This window comes from Actinomadura sp. GC306, assembly GCF_004348665.1.
In the GTDB taxonomy this organism is placed as follows: domain Bacteria; phylum Actinomycetota; class Actinomycetes; order Streptosporangiales; family Streptosporangiaceae; genus Spirillospora.
On record NZ_SMKM01000408.1, the window covers coordinates 1 to 3,946 of the forward strand.

3 protein-coding genes are annotated in these 3,946 nt (G+C 72.6%); 2 read left to right on the forward strand and 1 reads right to left on the reverse strand.

The features are described from left to right. Positions 1-97: 97 nt before the first annotated feature. Complete coding sequence (locus tag E1200_RS31765) at positions 98-724, reverse strand: cob(I)yrinic acid a,c-diamide adenosyltransferase (RefSeq protein ID WP_131956117.1); 627 nt, start codon at positions 722-724, stop codon at positions 98-100. A gap of 132 nt (positions 725-856) precedes the next feature. Here E1200_RS31765 and E1200_RS31770 point away from each other — a divergent pair, with 132 nt between their 5' ends. Both E1200_RS31770 and E1200_RS31775 read left to right on the forward strand, forming a co-directional pair. Beyond that, on the forward strand, positions 857-2,449 hold the full coding sequence (locus E1200_RS31770) for a GMC family oxidoreductase N-terminal domain-containing protein (RefSeq protein ID WP_131956119.1): 1,593 nt from the start codon (positions 857-859) through the stop codon (positions 2,447-2,449). Between the two features lie 270 nt (positions 2,450-2,719). Then, positions 2,720-3,946 (forward strand): serine hydrolase domain-containing protein (locus E1200_RS31775; RefSeq protein WP_131956121.1); only part of this gene is annotated, 1,227 nt, incomplete at its 3' end.

Below are 3,946 nucleotides of genomic sequence, written 5' to 3' on the forward strand. Positions count from 1 at the left end.
GCCCCGCCCCGTCCGGCTTGGGGCGGCCGTCGGCTCGGGTCAGCGTTCCCCGCCGGGCTGCCCTGCCCGGTCGGCCTGGGTCAGCCGTCGGCTCGGGTCAGCGTTCCCCGCCGGGCTTCCACAGGACGTCGCCGTGCTCGGCGTTGGCGACGCGGCACAGGATGAACAGGAGGTCCGACAGCCGGTTGAGGTACTTGGCGGTCAGCGGGTTCACGCCGCCCTCGACGGCCTCCGGGTCGCCGTCGGCGGCGGCGCCGTGCGCCTCGACGGCCGCCCAGGCGGTGCGTTCGGCGCGCCGGGTGACCGTCCGCGCGACGTGCAGCAGCGCCGCCCCCGGCGTCCCGCCCGGGAGGATGAAGCTGCGCAGCGGCTCCAGCGTCTCGTTGTGCTCGTCGCAGGCCGCCTCAAGGCGCTCGATGTAGGACGGTTCGACGCGCAGCGGCGGGTACTGCGGGTCCGGCACGACCGGCGCGCACAGGTCGGCGCCGACGTCGAAGAGGTCGTTCTGGACGCGGGTCAGCAGCGTGACGACGTCCCCGGGCAGGGTGCCGAGCGCGATGGCGGCGCCGATCGCGGCGTTGGCCTCCTCCACGTCGGCGTAGGCGGCCAGGCGCGGGTCGGTCTTGCGGGTACGGGACGCGTCGCCGAGCGCGGTGGTGCCGTCGTCCCCGGTCCGGGTATAGATCCGCGACAGGACGACGGGGTTATCCCTGTTCTTCGCCATAGCCGCACCCTAGCGCCGCTGCTTCGCGGTAGCCGCCCCCTGGGCGCCGCTGCTTCGCCATTGCCGCAACCTGGCGCCGCGGGGCGTCGAGGCACGTTCGGTAGGGTTTCGGAAAGACTCCCGGAGGCCGCCGTGTACGACTACATCATCGTGGGAGCGGGCAGTGCGGGGTGTGTTCTCGCTGCCCGGCTGACCGAGGATCCGTCGGTGGCGGTCCTGCTGCTGGAGGCCGGCCCGCCCGACGACGCGCCCGAAATCCACATTCCGGCCGCCGTGGCGGGGATGGTCAAGGGCCCGTTCGACTGGAACCACACCACCGTCCCGCAGGAACACGCCGCCGGCCGCCGCGTGTACTGGCCGCGGGGGCGCGTGCTCGGCGGCAGCTCGTCCACCAACGCGATGATCTACGTGCGCGGCTCCCGGCACGACTACGACATCTGGCGCGACGTCCACGGCTGCGACGGCTGGGGCTACGCGGACCTGCTGCCCTACTTCCGCCGCGCCGAGGACCAGCAGCGCGGCGAGATCCCGTACCACGGCGTCGGCGGCCCGCTGCGCGTGGAGGACCTGCGCTACAAGCACCCGCTGACCCGCGCGTGGGTGCAGTCCGCCAAGGCGTACGGCCTGGCCGCGAACCCCGACTTCAACGGCGCGCGGCAGGACGGCGTGGGCTTCTACCAGGTCACGTCCAAGCGCGGCCGCCGGTGGTCGGCCGCGGCCGGTTACCTGCGTCCGCTCGGGAGCCGCCCGAACCTCACGGTCGTGACCGACGCGCTCGCCACCCGCATCGTCATCGAGGACGGCCGCGCCACCGGCGTCCGCTACGAGGCGCGCGGCGAGACCATGCTGGCCCGCGCGGGGGCGGAGGTCATCGTGTCGGGCGGTGCGGTGAACAGCCCGCAGCTGCTCATGCTGTCCGGTATCGGGCCCGCCGACCACCTGCGCCCACTGGGCATCGACGTGCTGGTCGACTCCCCGGTCGGGCAGGGGCTCCAGGACCACCCGTTCGTGAACGTCATGTTCGCCACGCCCCGCACGAAGAGCCTGTGGGAACTGGCCAACATGCGCTCCCTCGCCCTGTACCAGGCGCTGGGGCGCGGGCCGTACGCGTCCAACCTCGCCGAGGCGGGCGGGTTCGTCCGGACGGTGGAGGGGTTGCCCGCCCCTGACCTGCAGTACCACGTCCTGCCCACGCCGTTCGTCGACCAGGGGCTCGTGGAGGTGGCCGAGCGGCTCCTGTCGGTCATGGTCACCGCGATCTCCGTCGGCAGCCGCGGCTCGCTGACCCTCCGCTCCGCCAGCCCCTACGCCAAGCCCCTGATCGACCCCGCCTACCTCTCGGACGAGGCCGACCTGGACATCCTGGTCGCCGGGGTCCGCCAGGCGCGGGAGATCGCGGCGTCCGGGCCACTGGCGTCCCTGGTCGGCGGCGAGTGGGCGCCGGGCGAGCAGGTCGAGTCGGACGAGGCCGTCCGCGACTACGTGCGCCGCAACGTCGCGACCCTGTTCCACCCGGTCGGCACCTGCGCGATGGGGGACGGCGAGTCCGTGTGCGACCCCGAGCTGCGCGTCCGCGGCGTCGAGGGCCTGCGGGTGGTGGACGCGTCGGTGATGCCGACCGTCCCGCACGGCAACACCAACGCCCCGACCATCGCGATCGCCGAACGCGCCGCCGACCTCATCCGAGGCCGCACCCCGCTCGCCCCGGAGACCGTTCCGCAGTAGCACGGGGTGGCGAGCTCACCGCTTGCTCGCCTTGGCGAGGCGAACGAGCCGCGCCTTCTCGGCCTCCTCCCGCAGCGTCCGCACCCGGTCTTTGATGATCACATTGCTGAATTCCGGCCGGTTCATGTCCGTCTCCCCGTTCCCGCCGGACCCGTCTTGGCCCGACAAGTACAAGGCTCGTCCTAAGCCCCCGTCCCCCACATTGGGACGACGCCCTATCCCGCCCCCTAGGCGCCTTAGATTCGTGCCCTACCTTCGGAGGAAGCTCGGATGGACGCGCAGTCACGCACCCAGGAACTGGCCGACCGCCTCGTCGCGTCCGGACAGGAGGTCGGCTTGCAGATCGTCGCCTACCTGAACGGCGAACTGGTGGTGAACGTCTGCGCGGGCAAGGCGGACACGACCACTGGCCGTCCGGTCGATGAACGAACCCTCTTCCCCTGCGCCTCCGGCCCGATGTCGACCGTCGTCCATGTCCTCGCCGAGCGTGGACTGCTCGACTACGGCGCCCCGGTCGCCGCCTACTGGCCGGCGTTCGGCGCCCACGGCAAGCACGACATCACGCTCGCCCACGTCCTCACCCATTCCGCCGGAGTGCCGCAGGCACCGCCCGGCATCACGTTCGACGACCTCGCCGACTGGGACGGGATGTGCGCGCGGATCGCGGACCTGCGGCCGCTCTGGCGGGCGGGCTACGCCACCGGCTACCACGCGCTGACATTCGGCTTCATTCTCGGGGAGGTCGTCCGCCGGGTCACCGGACGGCCCCTCCCGGCGGTGCTGCGGGACGAGGTCGCCGCGCCGCTCGGCGTCCCCGGCGACCTGTGCTTCGGCGTCCCCGCCCGCGACCTTGCCCGGGTGGCCCGGCTGGAGGAGCGAGACCTACCTGACCCCCTGCGGCACTTTCCCGAGGGCTCCCTGTACCACGAGGTGATTCCGCCGTGGATGCAGTCCGGCATGGTGCTGGAGGGGCGATCCGAGGTGCCGGAGGGCCAGCCGGAGGCGCCGGAGGACCGGCCCGAGGCGCTGGCGAACCGGCCCGAGGCGCTGGTGCTGGATCTCCCGACCGGTGGCCGGGCGACGGCCCACGCCCTTGCCCGCATGTACGCCGCCCTCATCGGCGAGGTGGACGGCGTCCGGCTCATCGGCCAGGACCGGACCGCCCGCCTTTCGGGGGTCATCACGATAAAACAGGATCGGGTGACCCGGGTGCCCTCCCCGAAGGGGCTCGGTTACCTCGTCGGCACCGTGCAGATGGGCGGCTTCAGCTCCTTCGGCTGGATGTTCGGCACCGGCCTGGCCTTCGCCGACCCCGAACGCGGATTCTCCTTCGCTTGCCTGACCAACCTCTCGGAACCCAGACAGATGGAAGGCGTCTACCGGGTCGCCGACGAGGTCCGGCTGGCGCTGGGCCTGGAGGGGGCGCTGACCCAGGCCGTCCGAAGGAAGCTGGCGAAACGTGCGTTCCGCCGCCTTCGCGTTCACGCGGCCAAGCAG

Coding starts and splice junctions, on each gene's coding strand:
- E1200_RS31765 (WP_131956117.1), bottom strand. CDS start 724: ATGGCGAAGAACAGGGATAACCCCGTCGTCCTGTCGCGGATCTATACC.